Here is a 25,805-nt window from a genome sequence, read left to right on the forward strand (position 1 = left end):
GGGGCAAAGATACTACTTTTTTGTCGCAAATCAGCGGCAACAGCGTTAAAGTTTGTCGCAAATCAGGGGCAACAAGGCATTTCATTTAAAAAGGTGGCGCATCAAATTGTGCTTGATTAAAAACAGTTGCTGCCATATTTTTTTCCAGATTCCTTTTCTGCATATTATCCTTTTTCACGTTTATCAAGCAAAAAGCTGATAAACTCATCGCGATATTAGAGAAGTCTTCTCAACAAATCACGAGCATCCATCGGCTTAGTCCCATTCTTCTTATGAGCTTCCATTTCATCAAGAGCACGGTTAAGACTTTCTGCCACATAGGCTTCCTGCTCTGCCTGGCTCATATAAGTTTCCTGGTAACTGTTTCCTGACTTGGAGATAGAACTGGCTAATTTTTCAGCATAGTCTTTGAGCTTGGCGACAAATTCGTCAAGCGTATATTGACCTGTAGAAGGTACTTGAAACTGAATATTAATCGTTTCCATCTTATTCCTTTCTTTTAAATTAACGCCACAAAATTAACGAAAAGAATTAGAAATGCCAAAGAAAAGAATAACTTTCTTCATTTTAAAATACAAAAAAGCCTTTCAGTATCAAAAATACCAAAAGGCTCTATTGTCTTATCTCGATTTCACTTCAAAAACATTCAATTTACTCCTTCAACCATAAGTTCATAAGCTGATCATCAATATAATACGCACTTTGAGAAGTAGAAATCAGATGATATTCCAGCAGTTTCTTCACGGCACTCTGCACGCTACTTGCCGAACGGAGACGATGCTTCTTCACAAAACCAGAAGAAGTAATCTGACTAGCCATTCCCTCCTTAGCAACAGCATATAGTAGTTCCTTCTGCGGAAGAGTGAGACGGGAAAGTATCTCGCTAAACTTATGATCATTATCCAATACCAAAGCATGGATAATGCCCTCTATCATCTCACAATCAGCCTCAGCCTGTGGCACAGTCTGATTAAAAGCCTCGTGCATCACCTTCTGCATATAATAGGTATTGCCACCAAAAGCCTGATACACCTGCTCTATAGCCTTCTCCTTAATCTTCTTATCAAACTTACCAAACAAGCGGATAGCAAACTCCTTGTATTTATCAAGCGGAATCACCTCCAGGTTCATCATATCAGCACTATTGTAAAAAGGATGCGCTTTCTCGGAAAACATCTTGGAGATTAGATGACGCTCGCTGCCCGAAAAGATGAAATTGGCATTGCTGCACTTCTGAATATAAGTCCTGAGAATGGCTTCCATATTTTTCTCTGGATAATAACCTATCTGCTGAAACTCGTCGATGGCAACGATGCATTTCTTATCAGCCTGCTCCAAACAGGCAAATATCTCATCCAAAGTATAGAGCGGATTAGAAATATCACCCAACGAAAGATTAAACGTTGGGATATTGGAAATCGGATCGTAACCGAAGCAGCCATTGATAGACTTCAGAGTGTTAACCACCATTCTCATCATCTTGGTTCCACGACGGGCAGCCAATTCAAATACAGCCTTTCCCAACTCGAACGCAAATTCATGGATGCTGGAAGTTCGGAGGATATCGATGGATATACAGATGAAATGGTCTTTGATGGCAGAAGAATCCATGCAAAAGTCTATCAGTTTACTCTTGCCTACTCGTCTTGCAGCCATTACCACCATATTCTCACCACCCGTTACCTTATTGATGATTCTTTCCGCTTCCTTTTCTCTGTCGCAGAAATATTCGGGCTTGATATAACCCGTTATGATAAAAGGATTCTCCATATAGCTCACCATTTTAAAATGTTACTTTCGGCTGCAAAGATAATTATTTATTTTGAATTATGCAAATTGCATAATGCAAATTGCATAATTCATATTGATTAAAAATCTGTTTATTATCGGTCTACCTTTTCGATAATCTTCATTCCCTCTTCCACTGCCTGCATGTTCAGTGGAATCAAACCATGATGGCGCTCTGGCAATGACTTGTAAAGCGCCTTGTTCAAACCATCGGTGCTCACAACAGGACAAACCTTCAGCAGACCGCCCAAAACAATCATATTGAACACCTTGGAGTTTTTCATCTCGGCAGCCTTGTCCATTGCATCAATGCGATAAATGGTGATGTCCTTGCGCTGTGGAGGATTCATCACACCATAGCCATCGTAAATCAGGATGCCGCCTGGCTTAATCTTCGGCTCAAACTTGTCGAGCGACGGCTGATTGAGCACGATGGCTACATCATAATGGCTCAGGATAGGCGAAGAGATGCGACTGTCGCTCACAATGACCGTTACATTGGCTGTACCGCCACGCTGCTCTGGTCCATAAGCAGGCATCCAGGTTACCTCCTTATCCTCCATCAGTCCTGAATAAGCCAGAATCTTTCCCATAGAGAGAACGCCCTGACCGCCAAAACCGGATATAATGATTTCTGTCTTCATTGTTCTATTATTATATTAGAAGAGCAAATCGTTCTTCCTTCGTTATTCACTCTTCGTTCTTCACTTACATTCCCGTTGTATCCTTCAGGTCACCCTTAGGATACTGCTTAAACATGTTCTCTTCCATCCACTTGTTGGCCTCAACAGGTGAGAGTTTCCAACCGCTGTTGCAGGTAGAAACAATCTCTACCAGGCTGGAGCCCTTGCCCTGCATGCTTGCCTCGAACGCCTTACGGATAGCCTTCTTTGCCTTTTTGATGCTTGCCACGGTCTCCACACTCTGGCGGGTTACATAACAAGTACCCTGCAGATGGCTTGCCAACTCGGTAATATTGAGTGGATAACCATGAAGATCAGCCTCTCTACCATAAGGACAGGTAGCAGTCTTCTGACCCAACAGGGTGGTTGGAGCCATCTGTCCGCCGGTCATACCATAGATGGCATTATTGATGAAGATGATGGCGATATGCTCACCACGGTTCAGGGCGTGGATAGTTTCGCAGGTACCGATGCAAGCCAGGTCGCCATCGCCCTGATAAGTGAAGACAAGACGATCAGGCCACAAGCGCTTGATACCCGTAGCTACAGCAGGTGCACGACCATGAGCAGCCTCCTGCCAGTCAATATCCAAATAGCGATAAGCAAAGACAGCGCAGCCCACCGGACATACGCCTACCGTCTTATCCTCCATGCCCATCTCCTCTATAACCTCGGCAACGAGCTTATGAACTACGCCATGCGAACACCCCGGGCAATAGTGCATCGGGGTATCGTTCATCAGCGTAGGCTTCTTATATACCAGATTCTCTGGTGAAATTATATCATTCATTTTATTAACTTCTTTAATGCTTCAACGATTTCCTCCGGCTCCGGTACGATACCGCCCAGACGACCAAAGTGCTTCACAGGAGTCTGACCATTCACAGCCAGTCGCACATCCTGAACCATCTGACCGGCATTGATTTCTACAACCAGAATGCCCTTCTTGGTCTTGGCGAGTTCATGAATCTCCTTTTCAGGGAAAGGCCAGAGGGTGATAGGACGGAACAAGCCTACCTTGATGCCCTGCTCACGCGCACTCTCGATGCTCTTCTCGGCAATACGTGCCGCACTACCGAAGGCTACGATAACATAGTCGGCATCATCCATCTGTTCGGTTTCATAACGAACCTCGGTTTCACGGATTTTTCTGTATTTCTCCTGAAGAGCAATATTGCGCTCCTCCATTACCTCAGGCTTGAGTTCCAGAGAGGTCATGATGTTGACTGGACGACTCTTCGGACGGCCGATGGTAGCCCAAGGACATTCCTTCGCAATCTCCTCCTCTGTACGTCGAGGCTTGACAGGAGGCAGAACCACCTTCTCCATCATCTGACCTATGACACCATCGCTCAGAATCATCGCAGGATTGCGATACTTAAAGGCAAGCGTAAAGGCGAGATCAACGAAATCAGCCATCTCCTGAACAGAAGCAGGAGCCAGCACAATCACATTATAGTCGCCGTTACCACCGCCGCGGGTAGCCTGGAAATAATCACTTTGGGATGGCTGGATGGTACCCAGACCCGGACCGCCACGCTGCACATTGACGATAACGCCCGGAATCTCAGCACCTGCCATGTAAGAGATACCCTCTTGCATCAAAGCCACACCCGGACTTGAAGAAGTGGTAATGACACGCTTACCGGCACCGGCGCCACCATAAACCATGTTGATAGCCGCCACCTCACTCTCAGCCTGCAGAACCACCATACCTGATGTTTCCCATGGCTTGAGCAGAGCCAGCGTCTCTATAATCTCACTTTGAGGTGTGATAGGATAGCCGAAGAAACCATCCGCACCACATCTGATACAGGCATGGGCTATCGCCTCATTGCCTTTCATTAATGTAACTTCCTGATTTGCCATTATTTAGTCCTCCTTCTTACGATAAACAGTGATACAGCCGTCCGGACACACGATGGCGCACGAAGTGCAACCAACACACGCATCAGGTACAGCTGCCTCTACATAACGGTAACCATGCACATTGACTTTTTTCTCTGCCAATGCGATGACATGCTGAGGACAAGCCTCCACACAGAGCGAGCATCCCTTGCAACGCCCGGTGTCGACTACAATAGCCCCTTTAATCTTACTCATATTCTAATTTCTTACTAATTATCTTTACCATTGGAGTAAACAAAGCTCCTGCTGTCCACATGTCGGTTGTTATGGATTGTAGTAGTCTTTGCAATAAAAGCTCATGATATCATCCAGCATCTCCTTGGCTGCTACGGCAGGGCTCTCCGGATCGAGGGCAATGGCCTCCATATAGCAGTCGAGGGCACGCTTAAAGTCACCCTGCTTGCGCCAGGCGTTACCTTGCTGATAATATTCTTCTGCTGTCATTTACTCTTCCTTAATTCCGCAACACTATAGTTTAACATTATTTATAAGTGCCTGAGCAACAAAAAGTTGCCCAGGATTTTGCCATGTCAGAATTTTCACTTACCTTAGTGTTGCGAAAAGAAGACAAGCAAAACTCTAATATGACATGGCAAAGATACAAATAAAATCTGAGAAACTCACTCCTTTTGGAGGAATTTTTTCTATTATGGAGCAATTTGATGCTCTTTTAGCTCAAACCATAGATTCCACCTTGGGATTGAGATGCACTATGTTTGGTTATCAATATAGCGAAATTCTACGCTCTCTGATGTGCGTATATCTTTGTGGCGGCTCATGTATTGAGGATGTTACAACTCACTTGATGAAACATTTGTCTCTTCATCCAACTCTTCGCACTTGCAGCGCAGACACCATATTGCGTGCTATCGAAGAACTGACTTGTAAGAACATCACCTATAAATCTGCTTCTGGCAACTCCTATGATTTCAATACTGCAGACAAGATGAACTGCTTATTGATCAAAGCCCTGCTTGCTACTGGTCAATTGAAATCCGGTCAAGAGTATGATTTTGACTTTGACCATCAGTTCATTGAAACAGAGAAGCATGATGCAAAACCAACCTACAAGAAGTTCCTGGGCTATAGTCCAGGTGTGGCAGTCATTAACGACATGATTGTCGGTATTGAAAATAGAGACGGCAACACAAACGTGCGCTTCAACCAAAGAGAGACTTTGGAAAGAATCTTCAAGCGACTGGAGGCATCAGAAGTATATATATCCCGTGCCCGCATGGATTGCGGCTCATGCTCGGAGGAAATCGTAGATATGGTAGAGGCTCATTGCAGGCATTTTTATATTCGTGCCAACAGATGCTCTTCCTTCTACGATTCCATGTTTGCCTTGACTGGATGGAAAACTGTTGAAATCAACGGTATTGAATTTGAGCTGAATTCCATCCTTGTTGAGAAATGGAAAGGAAAACCGTATCGTCTTGTCATACAGAGACAAAGGCGAATAGATGGAGACCTTGACATTTGGGAAGGCGAATATACCTACAGATGTATACTGACTAACGATTACAAGTCGAGTGCAAGAGACATCGTGGAATTCTACAATCTTCGTGGTGGCAAGGAACGCATCTTCGATGACATGAACAATGGCTTTGGCTGGAATCGATTGCCAAAATCGTTCATGGCACAGAATACTGTATTCCTGCTTATGACAGCTCTCATCAGAAACTTCTACAAAGCTATTATGCAGAGATTGAAAACCCATGAATTTGGATTGCGTGCCACCAGCAGAATCAAGACCTTTGTTTTCAAGTTCATCTCTGTTCCTGCGAAATGGATTAAGACATCACGTAGGCATGTATTGAATATTTACTCAGACAACAATGCTTATGCCAACCTGTTCAAGACAGACTTTGGTTAAAGACCATGCTTTTCTGGTTAAACCAGCGTATTACCTCAAGTCGCTTTATGGGGTAAGGGGATTTTGTGTCTGCGACATTTCTGTTGTGCAAGAAATATGTACAATAAAATGAATTTTGTCGCTTTGCAAGCAAAATCCCACTAAACCCTATAGGTTGCGGATTTGAGGCTCTTTTCTTTTTAAGTTTTGCTCTGCGAAATTACTAATTTTCGGCTAAGAAAAAGAATATAAGCCTAAGATTTAAACTATATTAATGTAGTTTTTCACAAAAATGCGCACACTATAATTCTGTGTGCAATTTTTATGAAAGATGTGCATTATTTCTACTAAAATATTCTATAAAAACACTATTTGTCATTTACCGCAGTTTTTTACGGTAAATGACGAACAGTACGATTCCCCTTAACAAGAGGTAGAGAATGAAGGCCAACCACAAGGCATGATTGCCCAGGAAAGAATGCAAGCCGAAGAACAGACCGAAGAACGAAGCCGAGGCTACGGCGGTAGAACAGAGCATAGACTTAGACTGGGTGATGCCTACAAAGATGCCATCGAAGACGAATGCCGACATGCCAGACAGCGGAATCAGCACAGCCCACCAGAAATATTCGCCCGATGCATCTATCACCTGCTTATCGCTCGTGAGCAAAGAGAGGAAATTCTCGCCACCCACTATATATAATAAGGTGAAACCTACTGCCACGACAGCTCCAAAACCCATCGTTCTTCTAACCACCTCGCGGAATGCCCCCATGTTTCGGGCTCCATAATACTTGCCGCTCAACGCCTCTGCCGCATAAGCAAAACCATCCATAAAATAAGAGAAGATGGTAAAGAGCGTCATCAGCAGCGTATTCACAGCCAGCACGATGGTACTCTCCCTGGAACCTGCCGCCGTAAAGAAGAGGTTTACCGCCACCAGACAGAGGGTGCGGAGAAAGATATCCTTATTGAGCGAGAAAAACTGCTTCAGCGGTTCGGCAGCAAAGAGATGCCGGCGATAGTCATACTTGCTTAACCGGCGATAACAGATACGATAGAACAGACATGCCATCAGGAATCCCCACCATTGGGCAATGACCGTTCCGAGCGCCACACCTTCTACCGTCATACCGCCGACAAATACCAGCAGCAGAGAAGCTATGATATTCACCACATTCTGTGTCAGCGATACCATCATCGGAATGCGCGTGTTCTGCATACCGATAAACCAGCCCGTAAATCCGTAGAGTCCGAGCACTGCCGGGGCTCCCCAGATACAGACATAACAGTATCTCCGTGCCAGTTCCACGACATCCGCTTCCGGCGACATCGCCCAGAGTCCGCAGCCTATCAGCCATTTCTGGAGAACGAAGAACAGCACACCTATCCCCACACCGATACTCAGAGAGCGCACCAGGAGCCTCAGCACCTCAGCCAAATCTCTCCTTCCCAAAGCCTGCGAAGTCATTCCGCTGGTTCCCATTCTCAGGAATCCGAAAAGCCAGTAGATGACATTGAATAGCATCGACCCCACGGCAATGGCTCCGATGTAAGCTGCATCGCCGATATGCCCGACGATTGCGACATCCACCAAACCCAAAAGCGGTACCGTGATATTGGATATTATCGACGGCACCGCTAATTGCAATATTCGTTTATTCACCTTTTTCAATTCTTAAACCTCATTTAGTTTTACCGGTATATGACCTTCAAGCTGTAAGCACCTCTTTTAGAATTAAAAAATATACTCAATAAACTTACATTCATTTCGCTATTACCATCTGCTTATCAGCGAAAGCGCTACAAGCATCAACCAAAGCCAACAGTTTGCTCCAGTTTGAGACAGGTTCCACTCTATGAGCAAAACATTTGCGCACATACACTTTTACACTTTCATTTCCAGCGGTAGCCTTAACTGTAAATTCTCCACACTCATTAGCCACCGAAGTCTCAATCTTCTTTAATGCTTCAGCAGAGACCTTATATCCTTGCGGCAACGGAATCTCTATATTCCATTCATCAACAAACGCTATCTTGCGCCAAACATCATCGATACGCTCTCGATCCTTGCCTTCTAGTTTCAACGAACTTCCTATTAACTTACCTACCGACAACAAATAGTTATTTCCAGCGCGTTTCACCATTCCATCCATCACATAATCTACATGATAAACAAAGTTAGAACTATCTCGACGGATTCCCACGCAATCTACTCCATAGCCACCAACTTGCACAGGATCACCATCGTGATAACTACTGATTTCAGCCTTAAACGGATCTATGGCATTTTTCCGATATTCATTGAAAGCTCCTTTTAATTCAGCAGATTCCTTCTTAGTATAACAAGAGTACGGATCTTTGTCGTCGTATTTCAAATATCGCCAATAAGCTTCAAGTTGGCTTGAACCAAAAAGCGTGTTATCAGGACTCACCAAAGACTGACCGTACATTTTCTGTTCACCCGAATAAGTTACCTTCCTACTGATATCAAGTTTAGTACCATCAAGTTTAACCACCATATCATTCACCGACTTATTGTCTTCAGCTTGACTCACAGGTATCGTTATTTGTTCCTCGGAATCTTGCATATACGCCTTTCTTCCTTGATATATATAAGGTATCTCGGAAGCAACCTTAGGATAAGTCCCAGGGAAGTAGTACACATCAGTTCCCTTAAGGCGGAAGAACCAAGATGTCGAATTATAATTAATCAGTTTATCAACAGGCAATGCACCAAACGGAGTGGTAATGCCCATTTCTATTTCCACACCCAATTTACGCAAATAATTAGCCACTGTATTAAAAACCCTCTGAGAAGCTCCCCCACTAACATACTCAAAAGAATAAATACGGTCAGCTTTCTCCTCGGCAGACATCCCCTCTTTTTTGGCAGACTTGAAGACGCTCTTATACGTACTAGGAAGACCAGCAGGAGAATATCCCCCCTTAGACACATAAGATTTCAGCAATTTCCAATCGTCTTGCAGGATTGGTGTTACATCAGGATTGCCTCGAACACCTTTTTTGCGCATAGCCTTCTCTACTACTGCCACTTTAGCCTTGGTCGGGGTAATATACATCTCTATAAAAGGTGACTGCTCCAAAGAATTATACCAAATGGATGATTCTGCATCTACCGGCTTATCCATAACCATATCGAGCACTGCATTTTTGTCCTTGTCTGTGGTCTGAGTAAAATCAGGGGCACCATTCATCGTCCGATAGACGGTGGCAAGACTTTGGTCTAGCACACAGTGAACCTTGGTATAAAGGACAGGTTCGTCTTGACGAAGAACAAAATAGAAAGGATCCAGCTGTTGTTCCTGTGTATCTATTTGGTCTAGAGAAAAGACATCAATACAATCTCCCACTTCCAAACCAGGCACAGCTATCTTCTGACTCAAGTCCTTGTCATTTTTGCCTTCCTTGACATCTACATAGTCATCTAAACTTACTTCCTGTACGTTACCATTCTTCTTTATAACACGAATGCCAAGCACCGTTTGCGTTTTATGATGATATCCCCAGGTCCACTTTCTACTTTTCGTCTTGAAAGTAAACTCAGAATAATCCTTCAACGCCTTTTTGTCATTGATTTGAATTAACATACGTTCCATATCCGTACAGTCTATCTGACGAGTAAGGCGAAGATTGAGCACCAGATCAGCCGTTGCCTTACGATAATAATCCGTGCTCAACTCCCGATAATAAGATAGTATGACGGCCGAAGCATTCTTGTATCTGTCGGGAACCGTTCGTTTTTGAAAGTCAGCAGGCGTACTGCTCCAAACTTCTTGCCGCACCTTTTGCGCCAACTTCAAATAATCAGCTTTCTCGTCAGCATTCACTGACAACGTCAAGAGCTGTACCAACAGAATACTGAAGACAACTCGGATTACTTTAATCTTTCCCATAATTCAACTTTTTGACTATGAATAATACATTTAACTCATTTTTCCTTTAATACTACTTGCTCATTACAAGCTGCTCCCCAATCACTTATAATCTTATTCCAAGCAGGGATTTCGCTTCGCGGAACACGTCTGTGGTGTATTACACACTCCTTATGCATAACAATCTGATTGCCTGTTTGAGAATAAGTGCGACAAAAATCAACCCATGCTGTATGAATCTGATAAGGTGCGGGGAGACTACTGACCTCCATTTTCTCTGGAATCAAAATCTTTACATCACGTACTTCCTTAGACCGCAAGTCTATCATGTAATCGGAAACCCGTTTGGTTGTATCCACTGGAGTCAGAAAAAGGCTCTCATCGAGATTGGCATCTAAATAAACACTACCGTCAACCAGTTGCCCAGCTCCCTTTTTCATAAAAAAAGCAGTGATATTCAAAGACTCATCCCGAGGACGATTTCCCGTCATCACTATATCCCCAATCTTATCCAATCGTTCACCAGCCCCCATCGCTGCCACCAAGGCCTTCTCTTTTTCATCTTGTGCCGTAGCGTCATTCCCCACTAGTATCCAAGACTTCATATCGCCCTTCCATTTAGAGTACAATTTTCCCTTTATATCGTAGTTTCCATCATCCCCAGATTCTAAGGTTGTCTGATATGTTATAGAAGAAAAGCAAGAATCAGCAGCCAGCTCAGGTAACTTATTCATACGAAAGCTATCTGCGTCTTCTACCAAAGCCATCCTTCCTTGTATATTGTCTGGCACATAGCCTAGAGGAACATATGGATTCGTAGCATCCAGATAATATGGCTTTCCCTGATAGAAAACCGTACATATCGCATGATCAATAGATGCAATAGAAGGATTTTCCTGCAAAGAATAAGGTACATCCCATGTCCCTATATCCGTTTGACGAGCATCAAAGCCTTGAGCCTTGAGCAAGGTTTTGAGCAAAAGAGCCATAGCCTTGCAATCACCATAACGCTTACGAATAGTTTCAGCAGGTGTTGCCGGTTGATGGGCAGAAATGCCTGCCTCAAAAGCCAAATATCTGATATTCTGCTGTACCCAGGCATAAGTATTGGCTATCTTGTCATAATCGTTTTTTGCCCCTTTCTGTATCTCTCTTAGTATTTCTTCTTGATTAGGAATAGAGCAATCCACATTAGCCAACTGATGAGACCAGACAAACATATCTTGCAGACTTTGGAATGCTCCCAACACCAAGAGATGAGGAGCACTATATCCCCAAGATGGAGAATTAGGTTCTATCAGCTGTGCAGGTAAGGAATGAATCACATAAGTAAAAACGGAATCTCCCTCTGCATTACATGTAGTACTTTTCTCTATACCAGCAGGAAGATTATATTCTTTTATCCGAAACTGCTGGAAGGCTTTTGGCTTGATTACCTCTATCTTCTTATGCTCTACATAATTAGCTTCACACAAAGGAATAGTTGTGAAATAAATAGGATTGAGATAGGTTCGGGTAAAAGAAGCCTTCAGAGTCTTGCCAACCTTTGGAATCTGATAGCTAAAGTAGCAAATCTTGGTATCATCGTAAAAGACATTACGAGGAATGGCTGACTTGTATTGTGCATACCCCTTACACTGTGCCTTGTCCAAACGAATAAACTCTCCGTAATAAGCACATGGTTGAACTAGAGCGGAATATTGGGTTACACCATACTCATAATCCGTAGTGTTAACAACAATAGTCTTACCTGCGTCATCAGTTTTGAAGACGTATCTATCATTGCATTGCAATATATGCACATTGTCATCAGCTTTTTGAGCCGAGATGGGTTGCAAAAAAGCGAAGAGCAATACCAGCATACTATCTAAATCAGCAAGTCTGTATTGGAGCATTTTTCTCATTTTCATTATACTCTGCTTCTTTTATTTATTCTGTTTGCAAAAATAAGAAAAAAAAACGAGAACAAAGGATAAGAAAAGAAATTATTTTGTTTTTTGCGTTAAAAACATATCATAATAATATAAAAAAGACAAAAGTTACCAGCTGACGATAACTTTTGCCTTTTCACTTTATATTTCTATCTTTTACATCATTATCAAACCTTAAATTTCGCAGCCTGCTCCTCAATATAGGCAGCATCGCTGAAATAGTCGATACGCATAGCCTTGCGAACCTCATCCATGGTCTGGGCTGCAAACTCGCGGGCATCCTCGCTACCCTTCTTCAGGATGTTGAATACCTCAGGAATATCCTGCTCAAACTCATGACGGCGGGCACGGATTGGGTCAAGCATCTTGTTGATGACGCTGTTGAGGAATTTCTTGCAGGTACCATCACCGATACCACCCTTCACATACTGCTCCTTCAACTCATCCAAAGTCTTGAACTCAGGCCAGAACTCAGCGAAGTCCTCAGGAGTAGAGAATGCCTCAAGATAAGTGAACACGGCATTGCCCTCCAGATGTCCCGGCTCTTCCATGCTCATGCGTGGCTCACCGTTAGACATCTTCTTCACCTTCTTCCAAACGGTCTTCTCATCGTCGCTCATGTAGATGCAGTTGCCGAGACTCTTACTCATCTTCTCCTTACCATCAGTTCCTGGAAGACGACGGCAGCAGGCAATCTCTGGAAGCAGAATCTCCGGCTCTACCAATACAGGTGCATAAGTCTGGTTGAAGCGGCGAACCAACTCGCGGGTTACCTCCAGCATAGGCTCCTGGTCCTCACCGGCAGGCACGGTTGTAGCCTTGAAAGCGGTGATGTCGGCAGCCTGACTCACAGGATAGCAGAAGAAACCGAGCGGAATGTTTGCCTCGAAGTTACGCATCTTGATCTCAGTCTTCACGGTTGGGTTACGCTGAACACGAGATACGCTGATGAGGTTCATCAGATAGGTAGTCAACTCTGCCAACTCTGGAATCATACTCTGGATATAGAGTGTACACTTCTGTGGGTCGAGGCCCGCAGAGAGATAGTCAAGAGCCACCTCTGTAATGTTCTGTCGAATCTTCTCAGGATTGTCGGCATTATCAGTCAAAGCCTGAACATCTGCCATGAAAACGAACATTCTGTCGAAGTCGCCAGCGTTCTGAAGTTGTACTCGGCGCTGCAGAGAGCCGATGTAATGACCCAGGTGAAGTTTACCTGTAGGACGGTCGCCCGTCAATATAATCTTTCCCATTTTCTTGCAATTTATTATTATTTTTGTGCAAAGGTACAACAAAATATTGAGAAACTGCAAGAAATGGTGAAAAAATAACAAAATGAGCGGGAGAAGGAAGGGATATCTGAAAGAAAAACGGGGCACCCCTGAGGATGCCCCGCCACCAATTAAAATAATTGATTGTCGCATTATAAACTTACCGTACTACTTAGCGATCATGATCGTTACACGGTTCTTTGCGTTTTCTGCAAAAGGCTGCACACGTGCACCCTTAGATTCTTCTGTAATGCGCTCAGAAGGTATATTATATTTCTTTGTCAGCATCCAAACCACAGCTGCAGCTCGCTTGGCAGCGATGCGGTCGTTGATGACGTCATTGCCTGTACCCTTGTCAGCATAGCCGGTTACTACAACCTTTGCCTCTGTGTTCTTGTTCAGGAAGTCAACCACCTCACGGATCTTAGCATCCTCAGCAGGAGCAATCTTGTAAGAATTGATGGTGAAGAAGATGTCACGGCGAATCTCCTCTACCTTCTTCTCTACAGGAGCTGGCTTAGGCTCTGGCTTAGGAGCTACATATTCCTGCTTAGGAGCTGGTGCCGGAGCAGGTTCCTCTACCGGCTTAGCCTTCTTGGTATAGCTCTTGCCCAGGTTGATGCGTACACCTGCCAGTGCATTGAAGTACCAGTCAGGGTTATCTGCCTTCTTAGAGTTGTACTTGTCTGAAATCATGTTGGCATTGCCTTCGAGCATGATGCTCACAGCCTTGCTTACCTTGAATTCCAGGTCGATACCGGCTCTGCCGTATGGGCGAACCTTCTTTCCGTGCCAGAGATACTCCAGCAGATAGTTGCTCTGATTCTTGATGTTGGCAGCCAGATCGTTTACCTCCTGGTTAGCTCCTGCCCAGTTGATACCACCACCTACGAAGGCAGTAGCGTTGAACACGCGGTTCGGGTTCCAGCCACAGAAGAAGTTAGAGAGGTTGAACATAAAGTCCACACCCGGAGCTACATATTTCCATTTGTAGCTGGCGGTATACGGAGTACCGTCCTTGGTAGCCTTGTATCCGTTCCATCCGCCCTTGCTCCAGATACCGTTTATCTGACCACGGAGTCCGAAGACAGGAGAGAACTGGTAGCCGATGGCACCCTGGAAGTTAGGAGAAAGCAAGTCGGAGAAGCTTGCCTCACCTACAGTATATTGCCCACCTGCCTGAACATCCAGGAACCAGTGGCGCTTAAACTGATATTCGTTTCCATCCTTGTCTGTGTAGGATGCTTGCGCCATAGCGGCTGTAGAGCCGATGGCTAACATGGCTGTTGCCATGAGCAGTTTAATTGATTTCATCCTTAATTCCGCAACACTATAATTTAACTTTATTTATAAGTTCCTGAGCAACAAAAAGTTGCCCAGGATTTTGCCATGTCAGAATTTTCACTTATCTTAGTGTTGCAAAAAGAAAACAAGCAAAACTCTAATATGACATGGCAAAAATACAAATTAAATCTGAGAAACTCACACCTTTTGGAGGAATTTTTTCAATCATGGAGAAATTTGACTCCATGCTTTCACCCGTTATCGACTCAACACTGGGTCAGAGATGCAGCAGTATCTTCGGATATCAGTTCAGCGAGATAGTCCGTTCGCTGATGAGCGTTTATTTCTGTGGCGGCTCATGCGTGGAAGATGTAACGTCACAACTGATGCGCCATCTCTCGTATCATCCTACCCTTCGTACATGCAGCTCTGATACCATCCTCAGAGCCATCAAGGAACTGACACAGGAAAACATCTCCTATACTTCCGACCAAGGCAAGACCTATGATTTCAATACTGCAGACAAACTCAACACATTGCTTATAAACGCTTTGGTTTCTACAGGCGAGTTGAAGGAAATTGAGGAATACGATGTTGACTTTGACCATCAGTTCCTTGAAACGGAGAAGTATGATGCAAAACCGACCTACAAAAAGTTCCTCGGCTACAGGCCTGGCGTATATGTTATCGGTGACAAGATAGTCTATATCGAGAACAGCGATGGTAACACGAATGTGCGTTTTCATCAGGCAGACACCCATAAGAGATTCTTCGCTCTTCTGGAATCCCAGAACATCCGTGTAAATCGCTTCAGGGCAGACTGCGGTTCCTGCTCGAAGGAAATCGTCAGTGAGATAGAGAAGCATTGCAAACATTTCTACATCCGTGCCAACCGATGCAGTTCGCTCTACAATGACATCTTTGCTCTGAGAGGATGGAAGACGGAGGAGATTAACGGCATCCAGTTCGAACTCAATTCCATTCTCGTTGAGAAATGGGAAGGCAAGTGCTATCGTCTTGTCATCCAGAGACAAAGACGCAACAGTGGCGACCTTGACCTGTGGGAAGGCGAATACACTTACCGTTGTATTCTGACCAACGATTACAAGTCATCGACAAGGGACATTGTTGAATTCTACAATCTGCGTGGCGGCAAGGAACGTATCTTTGACGACATGAACAACGGATTCGGTTGGAGCAGGCTCCCCAAGTCATTCATGGCGGAGAATACTGTCTTTCTTCTGCTTACTGCATTGATACACAATTTCTACAAGACCATCATGAGCAGGCTTGACACCAAGGCTTTTGGGCTCAAGAAAACGAGTCGCATAAAGGCTTTTGTCTTCAGATTCATCTCCGTACCTGCCAAGTGGATCATGACTGCAAGGCAATACGTGCTGAATATCTACACAGAGAACCGAGCTTATGCAAAACCCTTCAAAACAGAATTCGGATAAGAATCCTTTCTTTCCGGTTTGAATCTGCGTATTACCTCAAGTCGCATCGTGGGGTAAGGGGATGGTGGCTACATATTGATGTTGTGCTGTTGCTTTTTACTGAAAGCTGCTACTAACGACTCATAAATCTACCCTTAATCGTGTATTGGATGATAGTTGCGGATTTTAGGTTCATAACTTTCTACATTAAATTTTATTTCTTGACGAATTTCTTTCCATTCACAATGTAGATACCAGAACGGTTCATCTGCTTTACCTTACGTCCTTGGACATCATAGATTACATTGTTCTTCTCAGTAGAATTCACAACTTGTTCGATACCAGTAGCCTTATCATTGTCTACTTCGATTGAAATCGTCATTCTTGGGTTTGTATGACAGTCACTGGCTTGGGTTGTGGTCTTGTCTTCAAGGAACTTTCCAAAGTTTGTATCTCCGAAGGTTCCCTTCAAAATTACTATAGCGTAAAGTTCGGCTTTCAATTCACCTTCTCTTATCGGTGTATCAAAGACTAACAGCAATGTAGGCGTTGACGGATCTTCCGGATCTACATAGCTTTCAAAGTGTCCTGTACGAATCGTCTTGTTGTTGTCGTAAACAGCAAGTCTCACTTCTCTATCAGGATTAGCAACCAAACCATCATAGTATCCTATGTTTTTAATCATGAATCCATTCAATGCAACATCCTTTTGAGTTACAGATGTATTAGGCAACTGCTGGTATATAGAATAATCGTAGTGAAGGTTTGGATCTTCAGGAGAGCCGCCCTTTCCTATTGTAAAGTTTTCTTTGATAGCCTGCGTCTTTACTTCCTTATTATTCTTTTCATAATGGAAGGTTCCTTCTGGGATTACCAACTGATAGCTAGCCTTTGCCAAGTCAGTCAACGCAACAGTAAACTGATTGTCTTTTCCTGTTACCGGAGTAAAGGTAACGTTCTTCACACGCTCACCCTTCTCATCAGTGATGTAGGCATCGGCATCACTCATTACTGTAACATGACTCAACCCATCAAAAGAAAGAGTCAGGAGATCAGCATTGCTTTCTACTATTGCAGGTGTCAACTTGTAAGCAGTCTCTACGGTCTTGATAGCTGCTGCAGGTTTTTCAACCTCAACAAATGCGAAGGCACTGGTCAGACTGCTTTGCCAATATGGAGCAACAACATCTGCTTCAGTCTGATATTTATTGTCTGCATGATTACACAAAGCATAAGCAACGCTAGAGTTTCCCGTTACTGATGGATAAGAGCCCTTGAATGAGAATGTACCCAATGCTTTGTCGGCATCAAAGACATCACCCGATTCGAGTTGTACAGCAGAGCCATTCAGTTTGGCAATTCTAAGTTTGCTTACTTCTGCACCTGCATCAGCTGTCACTCCATTGACATTCAGCATATTGTCATCAGCATCACCCAAGGTGAACACTCCACTATTGTCTAACGCCTCAAATGCAGAAGCTTCATCAATATTGTCTACCAATTGAACCTGGTTGTTACTTACGGCAAGATACTTTCGTTCATTCTTCTTATTTACACTGGCTATCTTATACCACTTCTTGTTCTCTGGAAGAAGAACATCAGTTTCATTATAATAAGCATCAATAGCAGCCTTGAATTCTGCATCAGTTGATGCCTCATTCCCGACAACTTCGTTCAAAGCGACATAAGCGGCACTGGTAACCTTAGGATAGCCCACCGTATTATTCTGCAACAATTTCAGAGCTTTCAGATATGCGGCAGAACCGACAACAACATATTCTACATCAAAAGCCTTATTGTAGCGTTCCCATTCCGCATCGCCCTTCTTGTCGTTGCAAACTACATTAGCAGGAACAATAAGTTTATAAGTACCCTTCTTTGAGATAGCACCTGCAGCGCCCTGTATTTCAAAATTAACTTTCGTATCAGATGCCTTGACAGCCTTTGCTGTCAGATAGTCGTTACCATCTTTCAGTAATTTCACGCTAGCAGCCTCATCTACATATCCAACATTCTCTCCGAAGTCTACGGCAATAGTAAGAGGTAAAGTTTCAACGGTTCCCGCTGCAGGAGTAATCGAAACAGGACTAAAAGGAGCCTTGATGACAAAAGAGAATTTCATTTCCTTGTTCTCAAAGCCTTCCTTATCAACAAAACTCTTTGCAGGAACCGTAAGTATATATGTACCATTCTTTGCTATCTGGCTAGCAGCAGATAAGGTCACCACATTGTCTTTTACAGTAGCAGAAAGCGTTTCGCTGCTCGTTCCATCAGAGAGTGTGATTTTGGATGCATCTTTAACCAGCATGTTGCGGTCGAATGTAAGATGCATGTTTTCAAAGTACTCTAAAACACTGCCATTCTCCAAATCACCTGTAGCTGTCAGAATGGTAGACGGCATGGTATAGAGTACCGTAATCTTTTTTAATTGAGCATTCGAAAAACTGTTTTTGTATATTAAGTCATGGATATCCTGCTTTTTATCATTAATCCATGTTTTGTATCCATCTGCCTGACTTCCTAATTCATCGTCTGTCACTCGAAGATCACCTACACTACTACCTTCGGAGAAAGATACTCTGTCTAGACGTCCGATACCAGGCGCATGAACATTCATCAATGCCTGCTGGCTGACTTTGAGATAATAGGTGACTTCCTTAGTATAGAGATTAGTAAAATTTAAGATGGATGTACCCAATCCCTGATTACCCCACTCAAAATCAATAGTGATGTCGCCATTAGAGAAAACATTATCAGTAACGGGAACTTCATTACTATTACCTTCAAGTGGAGTTATGGAAGGAGTAAGGCTGAGTGGCTGACTGAAATCAAATACAACAGTGCGCTGTATCTGAGCCCAACCGGGGGCAGACACACAAGCCAGTAATATGACAAACAATGATTTCTTCATAATAGGTAAGTTTAAATGTTTTATTAGCGCATGTTCATATCTATTTCGTCAGTAGCCGTCTTTACACACAGTTTCCAAGTGCCGTCTACTTTCACCGGATTGAACATATAAGCTGTCTTTGCCGGTTCAGCGGTTCCAGCCTGTTTTGCCGTTGCAAAGGTAACATCATATTTCACATCATTGCAGCCTTGCAACTGGAATGAGTAATATACGCGTGTATAATCCAATACAGGGAACATCTTAAACTTGTTAAGATATCTTTGTCTTGTTTCTTCTGTGAGAGGTTTCACTTCTTGCGTAGAATCGGTATATTCATGCAAATTGGCAAGCACTGCGTTATAATCCTTTGCCTTGAGCTGCGCCATGGCATCATCACAAAGTTTCAACATGGCAGCCGTATCTTCTTCTGTCAATTCGCTTCTGAATTCATCAACCTGCTGTTCGCGACTTTTCTTTTTCTCACCGCATGAGCATAATGAGAAGACCAATATAGCCAAGAGAGAATATAATATAGTTTTTTTCATACCCGTCACATTTTTAAATAAAAAGAGGGTGCGCCGCTCTTTTAGGCACACCCTCTAATTAGAGCTTAATTATTAATTATCTTTTCAATAAATGTCTTAATCGCCGATTGTACCGTTGATTGTGAACTCAACCTTAGTAGTAAACTCACCCCACTCGTAAGCGATAGAGATAGGAATTCTTACCTTGAAGGTCTCTACGTTACCACCATTGTTGTAGTACCAGATAGTACCGAACTTAGCCTTATCTGCCTCCATGAGGGCTGCCAATGCTGCATTCTGACTTGCTGAGTTGTAACTTGTCAAATTGAAGGTGTAAGTTTCGCTACCCTTCTTTTTAGCAGCTGTAGGATTACCGTTCTTATTACCGCATAAGAGTTCAACGTCTTTACTAATCTGATCCATTGTAGTCCAGGTACCACCACCAAGAGTTGTCTCAACGTTAGCAGGGGTAGTATCTATAGTGATAGACTTCACATTGTAGTAACCCCAGAACCAGAGGTGGTCACCCCACATATGACTCTGATTAGCTACACAACCAGCCTCAGACATTGTTTCAGTATTCCATCCACGCCAATCGTACAACTTGAAGAGATCAAGAGCGTAGATTACGTTACCATTGGTGTTAGCATCAATACGTGGCTCTGTAGCAACATCAATCAAGTTGATTGGACGCTCCCAAGATGTCAGGAAGATACCATCCTTAACAAACTCAGCTACACCACAAGAATTCTCAGTTACAACACCTACCCAAGAGCGGAGCTCCTTCTGGATATTAGCATTTGCAGGCTCATAACCAATCGCATTCAATACAGCCTTTGTTGTTTCATTCTTTACCAATGTAATCTCACTAGTAGCAGGATCCAATGTAGCAATGTGCGTATAAACACCACCCTTTACTGCATAGAGATCTTCATTCGTGAATGCACCATCAGCGTATTTAATAGCGCAACCCTCAAGAGTTTCCTGCAACTTAGCCTTGCTGAATACGTGAGAGTCGCCAGTGATATACTTGCAGAACAACTTGTTCCACTTGGTATCAGCAGCACTGCTCTGTGGAGTGATTGTATAACCACCAACTACAACAGGCTCAGGAACGAAGTAATACTTGTGAGTACCTACTAACTTAGCAACATTACCCTTCAAAGTAGAAGTAACCTTGCGGCTGATAGCATTGATATCGCCACCATTTGTAGGCTCCTTAACATCGAAGATAACAGCTTCCTTACCATTTTCAGAACCATCAAGTCCCTTCCAGTATTCAGGAATCAACTCACCGAATGTCTGGTTCTTATTGATACGTGACAAGGTGTAAGTCAACTTAACATAGATGTAAGGATACTTAGCCTTTGCCTTACCAATGTAACGTACATAGCGAGTTACAGTAACAGGATTAACCTGATCATGAGTCAACATCTCAAGTTCCTTAGCAGTCAAGTGCCACTTGAACGCATGGTTAGTTGTACCCTCTGTATTAGGGAAGTATTCGATATTACCAAGATCATCAGCAGCGTTGTAGGTACCACCCTTCTCAGGAGCATCCTTGAACATCCTCAGATCCAATGTTGTATTACCTGCAGCATCGTTACCATAATTACCCTTAGAATCAATAGTATACTGCTCATCGAAGTCTTTCTTGGTCATATTCTCAAGACCCTGTGTCAATACAATAGAAGAGAACTGAGACCATGTAGTCTTCAACTTATCAATATCATTGCAGAGATCGAACTGAGCATCCTGTGTCAACAAGTCAATTGTCTTATTAGGAGCAACCTCTGGGTTCTGGCGTGTAATGTGAATCAAGATGTAACCATCCAAGACCACCTTATCACCACGCTTAACGAGTACCTGAACCAATGGCTCACGGTCGATAGCTGTAGAAGATTCTGTTGTAGTAGGATTACCGTCTTTATCAACATTCCATGCACGGAGAACACCAGCTTCCTGGTTAACCCACTTAGCATACTTACTATCAATAGTAGCGTTGCCATCTACCTGATAATTAACGAGATTGAACTGATATGTCAAGCCCCATTCCTTACCTTCTTCTAGCGACAACTCCTTCAAGTTAACACCAAGTTTATTAGGAGTACCAGGAGTAAACTGCTTAACATCCTCTACCAACATGTGGAGTCCGAGGTAGCTTGCAATATCAATACCCTCTGCGCTGTTATAGTAAAGTTCGAGAGCTGCACCAGCTGGATCAGCCAAAGCCTCCTGAGGTGAGTCATAAACGTGAACCTGAGCAGCAGCATCAGTAGCAGTTGTACCGAAGTACTTAGCTGTAGGAATACCCTTTTCGTCACCCATACGGGTATTAGACGCACCTAATCCAGCATAATGAGGTTTCAATCTCCAGTACAAAGCCTCGAGGTATGCCTTCTGTGGCTGAATCAAAGCATAATCAGAAGTAACCTTGCCTTCAGCTACTGTACTTGCAGCAGTCTTAGCCTGCAAAGCAACCGTATTAGCTGTCTCATTCTTATCTTTAACAGTTGGGAATGGTTCCAACTTTTCAGGATGCTGAATCTTCAAACCTGCTGTTACAATACCATTAGAAGTATTGAAGAGAGCCTTACCCGCATCGTTCAACTTTGGAGAAGTAATATTTCCAAGATCTGAAGCTGTAGCGCGGGTATGATAGTTCAAGATTGTTGGCTCAAGAAGATTGAAGCCCGTAATATCCTCGTATGCCATATCAGCATTTGATGGATTCATGTGATACTTAACACCCCAAGCAGGACCATAATTGTACAAAACTGCAGCAGCAGGATCAAGAGCTGTAGCATCGGCCAATCTGTCTGGCAAATAATTATCAAGACCCTTGATTGTCTTAGCCACGCCAGTAGTAGTATTCAAGCGGCTAAGGCCAGTCAAATTGTCCTTATGCTCTAAGTATTCACCATGCAAGTAGTCATAAGTCAAAGTCTCAATACCATCCAAGTAGAGATTTGGCATGAATACCAAGCCTGTCAAATCACCAGTAAGTGAAATAACGACCTTTTCACCAGAAATACCCTTAACACCTGTGAGGATTAAGTTTTGCTTATCCAAAGTAGCGGTGATAGAGTTTGGAGTTTCTGATACAAACTGAACATTACTCTGTTTTACCTTCTTGCCATCCTTGTAGATGTCGAAGTAACCAGATTCAGCATTAGGAACAAAGTACTCATAAGATGCTGCGGATGCGCTTGTGCCTGCATCACCCTTGTCACCCTTGACGCCTTGATCGCCCTTGTCACCCTTGACGCCTTGATCGCCCTTGTCGCCCTTGACGCCTTGATCGCCCTTCTCGCCTTTCTCGCCCTGAGGACCACGAGCCAAGTTGTCTGTCTTTTTACCATTCTCATACCAGTAACCATCGGCACCGATAGTCCATGCAGTACCAGGAGCGCCATCCTTACCATTTGAAATAGTGACTGATTTTCCATCACTGAGCTTTACAGTAATACCATCACTAGTTTCTGTTACTCCGGTAACAAGACCACCACCCTTAATCAAATTCTGAATGGTCTCAATTGCTTTTGCATTAGAATCAATCTGCTGTTGCAAATTACTAATGTCATCATCGTAGTCCTTACAAGAAGTAAATGTGCTTACCGAGGCAATTGTCAATGCACCCATAAGCAGCGCGCTAAAATACTTTCTTTTCATACGGTAATAATTTATAAAGTTATACGATTTTCCTAGCCTTTCGGCAGGAAGTTATTAATTAATTCTCTATATTGAATTAAGAGTTCCGTTTGATGAAAAGAGTCTGCACTCTTAGAAAAGTTCTTCGTTCTCTTTCAAAGGTCCTCTTAGAAAAGTTATTTTATCGTTCTTATATATCGTGTGGCTTTTTATAACCACTAAGTTCTTATTGTTCTTATATGTCGTGGCTTTTTGTCGCCACTCAGTTCTTGTTGTATATGGAATATCTCCAGCCAGGAGATTTTTCATGTTGCAAATATAAGTATATTTTTCGAAACTTGCAAGTTTTTGAGCATTTTTTTTTCAAAAAAGGCTAATTTTCTTATGTTTTTTATAAAATAGCCCCCATATTGGGCTTCTAACCCGTCCATTTTCCCTGTTTTCCTCCATTTTCCCGATATAAAACCTACACCTTATTATATATAGGGGAGATTGGCGGTCCTACACCTTATTATATATAGGGACCATCTAGATACGAATGTATGAGTATCTACCAGGAATGTTGTTTTCTGCAGATTACCGAAAAAAATCCGTTTTTCTTTGGTATTATTCCCAAATAGTTGTATCTTTGCACAAAATTACAAGTAATACTGGAGATATGAAGCAAGATACTAAAAGAATACCTTATGGACGCAATGACTTCGTACAAATCATAGAGCAAAACAATTACTATGTGGACAAGACGATGTATTTGCCAGCATTGGAAGATGAGGCGGTAAACCTCTTCTTTATCCGTCCTCGCCGTTTTGGCAAGAGCGTATTCATCAGTATGCTCCAAGCTTATTATGATTGTAACATGAAGGATAAGTTCAAGGATCTGTTCGGCAATCTGTGGATTGGCAAGAATCCTACTCCCCTTCAAGGCAAATATCTGGTTCTCTATCTTGACTTTTCGCAAGTAGGCGGACGTATCGACCAGTTGGAAGACAAGTTTAACCGTTATTGCAAAGTGAAGCTGGATAGTTTTGTGGATGTCTACCGTCAATACTATTCGGAGGATTTTGTAAAGAAGGTCTTCGAGGCGGAAGACGCCGTAGACAAGTTGATACTTATCAACGACGAATCGAAGAAGCTGAATCTTCGTACCTATCTCATCATTGACGAATATGACAACTTCACCAACACGGTGCTCAACGAGCAGGGTGAAGGAGTGTATCGTGCCATGACCCATGCTGAGGGTTTCTATCGTGATATCTTCAAGAAATTCAAAGGTTCGTTTGAACGTATCTTTATGACGGGTGTGAGTCCTGTGACGCTCGATGACGTGACCAGCGGTTTCAACATCGGATGGCATATATCCACCAAGAAGCAATTCAACCAGATGTTAGGCTTTTCTACAGAAGATGTCTATCAGATGTTCAACTATTATAAGGAAAAGGGCGAAATTGCAGCCAATGCCAACATTGATGACATTGTTAACGAGATGAAACCCTGGTATGATAACTATTGCTTCTCGAAGAGTGCCTTGACATCTCAAAGTAAGATCTTCAACTGCGATATGGTGTTCTATTATCTGCGCAACTATCTGAGCTCTGGCAAGGGACCTGAAGAGATGATAGACCCTAACACCAAGACCGACTATAACAAGATGAAAAAGCTCATCCAGCTCGACAAGCTAGATGGCGACCGAAAGGGCGTGATTCGCACGATTGCCGAGAAAGGAGAGATTGTGACTACACTCTATGACACCTTCCCTGCAAGAATGATAACAGACCCGCAGGTATTTCCAAGCCTGCTGTTTTATTATGGCATGCTTACCATCAAGGCTACGAGAGGAGCAAAGCTTGTACTCGGAATTCCGAACAATAATGTGCGCAAGCAATATTATGAATATCTGATAGAACTCATGGATGCAAAAGCCTATGTCAATGTAAACAAGCTTACTGACTATTACTACGACATGGCATATGAAGGCAAGTGGCATGAAGCCTTGCAATACATGGCAGATTCTTATGCCAAGATTTCTTCCGTGCGTGACGGAATAGAGGCAGAACGTAACATGCAGGGATTCTTTATGGCATATCTCAGTCTGAACGATTACTATTATACTGCGCCAGAACTGGAGTTAAATCATGGGTATTGTGATTTCTTCTTATTGCCAGACCTTACGCATTATGAGGCTAAGCATAGCTATATCATAGAACTGAAGATGCTGCCGAAGAAAGATTTCAATGTAATTTCTAAAGGGGAAAGCAAGACGAAAGCCGAACTGCAATGGGACGAGGCTGTGGAGCAAATCAACCGATATGCTGCAGCCCCAAGAGTAGAAGTTCTAAGGCAGGGGACTCAACTGCATAAAATCATCATGCAATTTGAGGGTTGGGAACTAAAGAACATGAAGGAGGTATAAATATCCAGAGAAGAGGGTGCGTCATCAGTCTATGACGCACCTTCTTTTACTTTTAATAAAGGCTGGGCAGCAAGCCCCAAACGCCTAACAGACTAGCGAGTCGTATTACACCAAGCCGCCTCATTCTGATAACTCAAGTGCTTCATTCAGCTAACTGAGCTACTTCATTCAGCTAACGCAGCCATATTATTCAGCCAACGAAATTGACTCTTCCACCCAACGAAGTCGAATCTTTAACCCAACGAAATCGAATCTTCCGCCCAGCGCAGTCGTATCTT

At 43.2% G+C, this 25,805-nt stretch carries 18 protein-coding genes; 3 read left to right on the forward strand and 15 right to left on the reverse strand.

Annotated features, from left to right (window positions below):
• Positions 1-215: 215 nt before the first annotated feature.
• The 7 genes from FO447_RS08900 to FO447_RS08930 all read right to left on the reverse strand — a co-directional run bounded on the left by FO447_RS08900 (position 216) and on the right by FO447_RS08930 (position 4,823).
• Positions 216-485 (reverse strand): hypothetical protein, encoded by a 270-nt coding sequence (locus tag FO447_RS08900; RefSeq protein ID WP_117695039.1) that lies wholly within the window; start codon positions 483-485, stop codon positions 216-218.
• A 166-nt stretch (positions 486-651) separates the two neighbouring features.
• Positions 652-1,770, reverse strand: coding sequence for an AAA family ATPase (locus FO447_RS08905; RefSeq protein WP_233339178.1), 1,119 nt, complete (start codon positions 1,768-1,770; stop codon positions 652-654).
• A gap of 113 nt (positions 1,771-1,883) precedes the next feature.
• Positions 1,884-2,432 carry a 2-oxoacid:acceptor oxidoreductase family protein gene (locus FO447_RS08910; RefSeq protein WP_117695038.1) on the reverse strand — a complete coding sequence of 183 codons (549 nt, stop codon included), beginning with the start codon at positions 2,430-2,432 and terminating at the stop codon, positions 1,884-1,886.
• A gap of 64 nt (positions 2,433-2,496) precedes the next feature.
• Positions 2,497-3,261 carry a thiamine pyrophosphate-dependent enzyme gene (locus tag FO447_RS08915; protein ID WP_118416053.1) on the reverse strand — a complete coding sequence of 255 codons (765 nt, stop codon included), beginning with the start codon at positions 3,259-3,261 and terminating at the stop codon, positions 2,497-2,499.
• On the reverse strand, positions 3,258-4,340 hold the full coding sequence (locus FO447_RS08920) for a 3-methyl-2-oxobutanoate dehydrogenase subunit VorB (protein WP_200756094.1): 1,083 nt from the start codon (positions 4,338-4,340) through the stop codon (positions 3,258-3,260). The genes FO447_RS08915 and FO447_RS08920 overlap by 4 nt, the downstream gene beginning before the upstream one ends.
• Positions 4,341-4,343: 3 nt before the next feature.
• Positions 4,344-4,574, reverse strand: coding sequence for a 4Fe-4S binding protein (locus tag FO447_RS08925; RefSeq protein WP_006848322.1), 231 nt, complete (start codon positions 4,572-4,574; stop codon positions 4,344-4,346).
• A gap of 69 nt (positions 4,575-4,643) precedes the next feature.
• Positions 4,644-4,823, reverse strand: coding sequence for a tetratricopeptide repeat protein (locus FO447_RS08930; RefSeq protein WP_006848323.1), 180 nt, complete (start codon positions 4,821-4,823; stop codon positions 4,644-4,646).
• Positions 4,824-4,968: 145 nt separating this feature from the next.
• Here FO447_RS08930 and FO447_RS08935 point away from each other — a divergent pair, with 145 nt between their 5' ends.
• The gene (locus tag FO447_RS08935; RefSeq protein ID WP_055235773.1) at positions 4,969-6,255 is read left to right on the forward strand and encodes an IS1380-like element IS942 family transposase; all 1,287 of its coding nucleotides are present in this window, start codon (positions 4,969-4,971) and stop codon (positions 6,253-6,255) included.
• Between the two features lie 358 nt (positions 6,256-6,613).
• Here the strand turns inward: FO447_RS08935 and FO447_RS08940 are convergent, their stop codons facing one another.
• The 5 genes from FO447_RS08940 to FO447_RS08960 form a co-directional block, all read right to left on the reverse strand.
• A complete protein-coding gene (locus tag FO447_RS08940; protein ID WP_200756095.1) occupies positions 6,614-7,909 on the reverse strand; it encodes an MATE family efflux transporter in 1,296 nt (431 codons plus the stop codon).
• Positions 7,910-8,000: 91 nt separating this feature from the next.
• A complete protein-coding gene (locus tag FO447_RS08945; RefSeq protein WP_200756096.1) occupies positions 8,001-10,151 on the reverse strand; it encodes a hypothetical protein in 2,151 nt (716 codons plus the stop codon).
• A 35-nt stretch (positions 10,152-10,186) separates the two neighbouring features.
• A complete protein-coding gene (locus FO447_RS08950; RefSeq protein WP_118190136.1) occupies positions 10,187-12,040 on the reverse strand; it encodes a transglutaminase domain-containing protein in 1,854 nt (617 codons plus the stop codon).
• 188 nt (positions 12,041-12,228) lie between these two features.
• Positions 12,229-13,314 carry a tryptophan--tRNA ligase gene (gene trpS, locus FO447_RS08955; RefSeq protein WP_117695026.1) on the reverse strand — a complete coding sequence of 362 codons (1,086 nt, stop codon included), beginning with the start codon at positions 13,312-13,314 and terminating at the stop codon, positions 12,229-12,231.
• 186 nt (positions 13,315-13,500) lie between these two features.
• Positions 13,501-14,646 carry an OmpA family protein gene (locus FO447_RS08960; RefSeq protein ID WP_118139373.1) on the reverse strand — a complete coding sequence of 382 codons (1,146 nt, stop codon included), beginning with the start codon at positions 14,644-14,646 and terminating at the stop codon, positions 13,501-13,503.
• 137 nt (positions 14,647-14,783) lie between these two features.
• Between FO447_RS08960 and FO447_RS08965 the strand changes: the two genes are divergently transcribed.
• Positions 14,784-16,073: an IS1380-like element IS612 family transposase gene (locus FO447_RS08965; RefSeq protein ID WP_005814044.1), complete on the forward strand. Its 1,290-nt coding sequence runs from the start codon at positions 14,784-14,786 to the stop codon at positions 16,071-16,073.
• Positions 16,074-16,266: 193 nt separating this feature from the next.
• On the opposite strand, the gene FO447_RS08970 is transcribed toward FO447_RS08965, so the two are convergent.
• The 3 genes from FO447_RS08970 to FO447_RS08980 all read right to left on the reverse strand — a co-directional run bounded on the left by FO447_RS08970 (position 16,267) and on the right by FO447_RS08980 (position 23,138).
• Positions 16,267-18,963, reverse strand: coding sequence for a hypothetical protein (locus FO447_RS08970; protein ID WP_200756097.1), 2,697 nt, complete (start codon positions 18,961-18,963; stop codon positions 16,267-16,269).
• 23 nt (positions 18,964-18,986) lie between these two features.
• Positions 18,987-19,487: a hypothetical protein gene (locus FO447_RS08975; RefSeq protein WP_117695021.1), complete on the reverse strand. Its 501-nt coding sequence runs from the start codon at positions 19,485-19,487 to the stop codon at positions 18,987-18,989.
• 96 nt (positions 19,488-19,583) lie between these two features.
• Entirely contained in the window at positions 19,584-23,138 is a 3,555-nt protein-coding gene (locus FO447_RS08980; protein ID WP_117695019.1) for a PL29 family lyase N-terminal domain-containing protein, read from the reverse strand.
• Positions 23,139-23,775: 637 nt separating this feature from the next.
• Between FO447_RS08980 and FO447_RS08985 the strand changes: the two genes are divergently transcribed.
• On the forward strand, positions 23,776-25,527 hold the full coding sequence (locus FO447_RS08985; RefSeq protein ID WP_118139371.1) for an ATP-binding protein: 1,752 nt from the start codon (positions 23,776-23,778) through the stop codon (positions 25,525-25,527).
• Positions 25,528-25,805: the final 278 nt, after the last annotated feature.

The organism is Segatella copri (genome assembly GCF_015074785.1).
Taxonomy (GTDB): Bacteria; Bacteroidota; Bacteroidia; order Bacteroidales; family Bacteroidaceae; genus Prevotella.

What these genes read in the sequence shown, in the direction of transcription:
- FO447_RS08935 (WP_055235773.1), top strand. Translation starts at nt 4,969, where the DNA reads ATGGCAAAGATACAAATAAAATCTGAGAAACTCACTCCTTTTGGAGGA.
- FO447_RS08980 (WP_117695019.1), bottom strand. Translation starts at nt 23,138, where the DNA reads ATGAAAAGAAAGTATTTTAGCGCGCTGCTTATGGGTGCATTGACAATT.
- FO447_RS08900 (WP_117695039.1), bottom strand. Translation starts at nt 485, where the DNA reads ATGGAAACGATTAATATTCAGTTTCAAGTACCTTCTACAGGTCAATAT.
- FO447_RS08985 (WP_118139371.1), top strand. Translation starts at nt 23,776, where the DNA reads ATGAAGCAAGATACTAAAAGAATACCTTATGGACGCAATGACTTCGTA.
- FO447_RS08945 (WP_200756096.1), bottom strand. Translation starts at nt 10,151, where the DNA reads ATGGGAAAGATTAAAGTAATCCGAGTTGTCTTCAGTATTCTGTTGGTA.
- FO447_RS08925 (WP_006848322.1), bottom strand. Translation starts at nt 4,574, where the DNA reads ATGAGTAAGATTAAAGGGGCTATTGTAGTCGACACCGGGCGTTGCAAG.
- FO447_RS08960 (WP_118139373.1), bottom strand. Translation starts at nt 14,646, where the DNA reads ATGAAATCAATTAAACTGCTCATGGCAACAGCCATGTTAGCCATCGGC.
- trpS (WP_117695026.1), bottom strand. Translation starts at nt 13,314, where the DNA reads ATGGGAAAGATTATATTGACGGGCGACCGTCCTACAGGTAAACTTCAC.
- FO447_RS08950 (WP_118190136.1), bottom strand. Translation starts at nt 12,040, where the DNA reads ATGAAAATGAGAAAAATGCTCCAATACAGACTTGCTGATTTAGATAGT.
- FO447_RS08915 (WP_118416053.1), bottom strand. Translation starts at nt 3,261, where the DNA reads ATGAATGATATAATTTCACCAGAGAATCTGGTATATAAGAAGCCTACG.
- FO447_RS08910 (WP_117695038.1), bottom strand. Translation starts at nt 2,432, where the DNA reads ATGAAGACAGAAATCATTATATCCGGTTTTGGCGGTCAGGGCGTTCTC.
- FO447_RS08970 (WP_200756097.1), bottom strand. Translation starts at nt 18,963, where the DNA reads ATGAAGAAATCATTGTTTGTCATATTACTGGCTTGTGTGTCTGCCCCC.
- FO447_RS08920 (WP_200756094.1), bottom strand. Translation starts at nt 4,340, where the DNA reads ATGGCAAATCAGGAAGTTACATTAATGAAAGGCAATGAGGCGATAGCC.
- FO447_RS08905 (WP_233339178.1), bottom strand. Translation starts at nt 1,770, where the DNA reads ATGGAGAATCCTTTTATCATAACGGGTTATATCAAGCCCGAATATTTC.
- FO447_RS08975 (WP_117695021.1), bottom strand. Translation starts at nt 19,487, where the DNA reads ATGAAAAAAACTATATTATATTCTCTCTTGGCTATATTGGTCTTCTCA.
- FO447_RS08965 (WP_005814044.1), top strand. Translation starts at nt 14,784, where the DNA reads ATGGCAAAAATACAAATTAAATCTGAGAAACTCACACCTTTTGGAGGA.
- FO447_RS08930 (WP_006848323.1), bottom strand. Translation starts at nt 4,823, where the DNA reads ATGACAGCAGAAGAATATTATCAGCAAGGTAACGCCTGGCGCAAGCAG.